The organism is Martelella sp. FLE1502 (assembly GCF_053484255.1).
Genome location: NZ_JBAKFQ010000051.1, coordinates 1 through 4041 on the forward strand (window position 1 = coordinate 1; position 4041 = coordinate 4041).

Consider the following 4041-nt stretch of genomic DNA (forward strand, 5'->3'; position numbering starts at 1 on the left):
CGGAAATCCACTTATCAAAACGCTCGAAACTGTTCAGACAAACCGAGCCACTTCTGTTCTGTGTTTGACGGAATCATCGAAAACCCGTCATGGGAATCGTAAAAACACCCAACTTAAAAATACCGAAGTGGTGCTAGAGTCCGGTGGATGTCGAATTCAAAACTCTACCGGAATTACACTCAATTTCCGCACGTGAAGAGCTTGGTCGTTGCACAGTTTTGGAACGCTTCAGGTTAAAAGTCATTAAAAGTTGTTTCCAATTTGCAACATAGGCAGGGCCATTGCAGTTAATTGGCAAAACAGGGTTGCTTATCGCCAAATTTGGCTTTTTAGATAATGCAATCTTAAGTAGAGGGACTACATGTTATGTTGCACGTAAAAATTACAGTTCCGAATTTTCGTCAAGCGCTTCTGCTTTCCTCTGCAATCTGGCTGTTGCTTGGTGGAAGCGCCAGGGCGGACGATGAATGCACACCGAAGGGTGGTTCGAACGTAACCTGTGATGCAGCCAGCTATCCGTTGGGCATCACCTACACCACCGATGGCGATCTGACGCTTACCCTCAACAATCCGGGCATGACCGTCGAGGGGGACGTCACAGTGAATGCCACCGGGCAATCGGACATCCTAACAGTCCATGCCATCGCATTCAGCGAGATTACCGACGCCATCTCAATCAGGAATAACAGCGGCCACACAAATGTCTTGGTTAGTGGCGATGGCACCATGGATGCATTGAACTTTTCGGGGGGCGGAGACGTTGTTTTGACGATGACCGGCGGCTTAATCACTAATCCCCTCATATCCGTAAATATACAGGTTCCATCCAACATCGTGGCCAATATCGACGGCAGCAGCAATGCGGTCGATATTGATGGTCAGATTCTGTTAAATGGCCAGAAGGTCGATCTTTTTGTAAACAATGCGAGTCTGAATAGCATTTACGCCCTGGCACAATCGTCGACTACAAAAATATTCATTCAGAACAGCTCCCTGGATTCCAGTCGGTATATTCCCATACTAGGATCTCTTGATTATGATGCGATAGCGATTCCGGACGAAACACTTGCAGATGTCGAGATCCATAACTCAATCATATATCTCAAGCATGAAAATGATGAAGGTATATCTACATTTGGAGGAAAAATAAATATAGTATCGACTGATTTATTATCTAGTGCATATGCCAATACAGCAATACGCACGATATCTTCCGATTATTTCGACGGAATAAAACTTGATGTAGACTTTACGGATTCATCTTTGATGATGGATTCGCTGGAAGCCTATGGAAGGGCATTTGTCCTCTTCGCCGATCCGAACTCAGAATATAATCTCAACCTGGAATCGGGAGAGATTGTTACACTGGACCTGCCAGCCATCAACTTGGGGCCTTTCGTTCTCGGGGAGAAAACATCCTCGCCGAATGTCACGCTCGACATCGAGATCGGATCCGACATGCAGATTTCGCAGAAGCTTGGCGGCATTGTGCTGGCGAATTACAACGACAATGCAGATACGGAAATCGATATCACCTCCTCCGGAACCGTGCGCGGCGACCTCATGCTCGGCGGCGGCCGTTCATCCGTGACGATCAATGATGGCCTGGTCTTCGGCAACATTTATGGCGACTATGACCAAATCAACGGTCGATCCACCGACACGGTCAATCAGGGAAACGATCAACTCCGGTGGAACGGAGGCGATTTTGTGGGCCAGTTTTTCGGCCAGGGCGGCAGCGACCAGGTCGTTGTCTCCACCTCTGATTCGGGTGCCTTCGCGCATGCGCGTTTTGATGGCGGCGTGGACCAAAGCAATGCCGAACGCGACGTCTTTATTTTCGAGAACGCCAATCTCTCCGATATCGACGGAACGAAAATCACCAATTTCGATTTTCTCTTTGTTAGTCAAAGCAATGTGACCTTCAAGGCTACCGACCGCAACGCCTTTACCCTGACATCAAATGGAAAGATCGTCGTCCAGGACGGTGCCACCTTTACGGCTGATCCGGGTGGGTTGAGGGAAGCCAGATTCGTTACCAATCTGGAAAATGACGGCACTTTTGCCGTTCATGCACCAGACGGGCTGGTTTGGGTCACCGGCAGCACTACGAACAGCGGAACGATCGAGTTTACTAGCGGTTCTGCAGCCGGCCAGTTGGCCACGCCGAACTACACCGGCGAAAACGGGCAACTGAAGCTTTACGTAGACTTCTCCCGCTTCGGCCAGAACGACTACCTCGTTATCTCCGGCAATGTAGAGGGCCGGACAACCGTTCACATCAACGCTCTCAACAGATCCGACACGCCCCATGCCTACAATCTCGTCGGCACGAACCGTACGTGGAACCCCGGCGCTACGGTGGATGCGAACGCGTTCCAGCTCGAAACTGGCGTCGTTTACAATTCCGGCTTCGCATACAGATTGTTCTATTCGGAAGACGACTACAATCTGGGCCAGGCCAACTTCCTCCCCGGCTTCATGCTTGCCCCGACAACCAGCGAAAATCTTCACGCTTTTCTCGACGAGGATTTCGTTGGGCGCGCCAGCATGGCTGAATTGCTCGACGCGGGACTCTCGCTCCAGCCCTATGTTCCTCTTTACGAGGCCTACCCTTCAGTGCTTCTGGAGTTGACGCAGCTGCCATCGCTGCGCAAACGATCCGGAGGACGTTACGATAACGGAACTGCGGTCACGGCGGGCCCGGCGCTCGACGCTTTATGGGGGCGGGTCAGCGGCGGTTTCGATCACGTCGATCCGCAATCGTCCACTACCGGCTACGATTACGATCTCGCGAGTTTCGCGATGCAGGCCGGGATTGACGGTCTCTTTCTCGACAATGAATTCGGGGCGCTTGTCGGCGGTTTGACCGCGCATTACCAAACCGGCGAGGCAACCATCAACTCTCGTTTCGGCGAGAGCAAGATCCACCCAGATGGCTATGGCCTCGGCGGTACGTTGACATGGTTTGCCGCCAATGGCTTCTATACCGATGCCCAGGCGGCGCTGACCTGGTATTCGAGCGAGTTGAAAGCTGTCGGAATCGGCCCTTCGCCGGACGACAGCAACGCCTTCGGTTATGCGCTGTCGCTGGAGGCCGGTCAGAACTTCGACGCCGGCAATGGCTTTTCTCTCACCCCTCAGGCGCAGCTTTCCTTTGCCAATGTCGGGATCGACAGCTTTACCGGTCCTTTCTCCGACTATGTCAGCTTTTCCGATGGCCAAAGCCTGCTTGGGCGGGTAGGGCTTGCACTGCAAAAGCAGAGCAACCGGCAGAACGTGAATGGCCAAGCGCGCCAATCCCAGATCTACGGCATTGCCAATCTCTATTATGAGTTTCTTGGCGAGACAACGGCGCGACTGATGGACCGTTATGATCTCGCAGCCGATCTGGACGCGTTTACCGGCGAAGTTGGCTTTGGCGGCTCGATCGACTGGGATTCCGACAAGGTGAACTATTCGGCCTTTGCCGAAGTCACGGTTTCAACCGGTTTTTCGACCGGAACCTACGGTTACGGCGGAAATGTCGGCCTGAAGATCAGGTTCTAGAGCGGTTCTGTGTTTGACGGCATAAAAGGGATTCTCCCTTTTGCTGATTTTGTGGTTCAAGATGCTGGCTGGGCAGGAGGCCAGCATCTGATGACAGCACCTCTTTCCAATGATCTTCGAAAGCGCGTGGGTCTTGCCATTGAGATTGGAGAGAGCTGCCGAACGGTTGCTTCCCGGTTTGGGGTTTCCGTGTCTGCTGCAGTAAAGTGGTCGCAGCGCTACCGTGCCACCGGTTTGGTCGCGCCCGGCAAGATGGGCGGGTATCGCAAGCGCATTCTGGAACCGCACCGGCCTTCATCATCGAGCGCATCAGCCAGACCTCGCATCTGACGCTGCATGGGCGGAAGGATGAACTGGCTGCGCGTGGCGTAAAGGTCTCGCACGATACGATCTGGAAGTTCCTGCGGCGCGAGGGGCTCAGCTTCAAAAAAAATACTGTTTGAACCGCTCCGGGTTTGCCGGAGGCTTGGTTTCAATAGTTACGCGGCTTGG

2 protein-coding genes and 1 pseudogene are annotated in these 4041 nt (G+C 52.8%); all 3 read left to right on the forward strand.

The window, feature by feature from the left end; all coding sequences use genetic code 11:
- The coding region (locus V6767_RS22570) for a hypothetical protein (RefSeq protein ID WP_448475485.1) at window positions 1-196 on the forward strand (196 nt) is incomplete at its 5' end.
- Between the two features lie 170 nt (window positions 197-366).
- Window positions 367-3549: an autotransporter family protein gene (locus V6767_RS22575; protein WP_448475486.1), complete on the forward strand. Its 3183-nt coding sequence runs from the start codon at window positions 367-369 to the stop codon at window positions 3547-3549.
- 90 nt (window positions 3550-3639) lie between these two features.
- Window positions 3640-3980: pseudogene (locus V6767_RS22580) on the forward strand (helix-turn-helix domain-containing protein); the annotation flags it as partial.
- Between the last annotated feature and the right edge of the window lie 61 nt (window positions 3981-4041).

Excerpts from the sequence above, each read along its gene's own strand:
- V6767_RS22575 (WP_448475486.1), top strand. The coding sequence starts at position 367 with ATGTTGCACGTAAAAATTACAGTTCCGAATTTTCGTCAAGCGCTTCTG.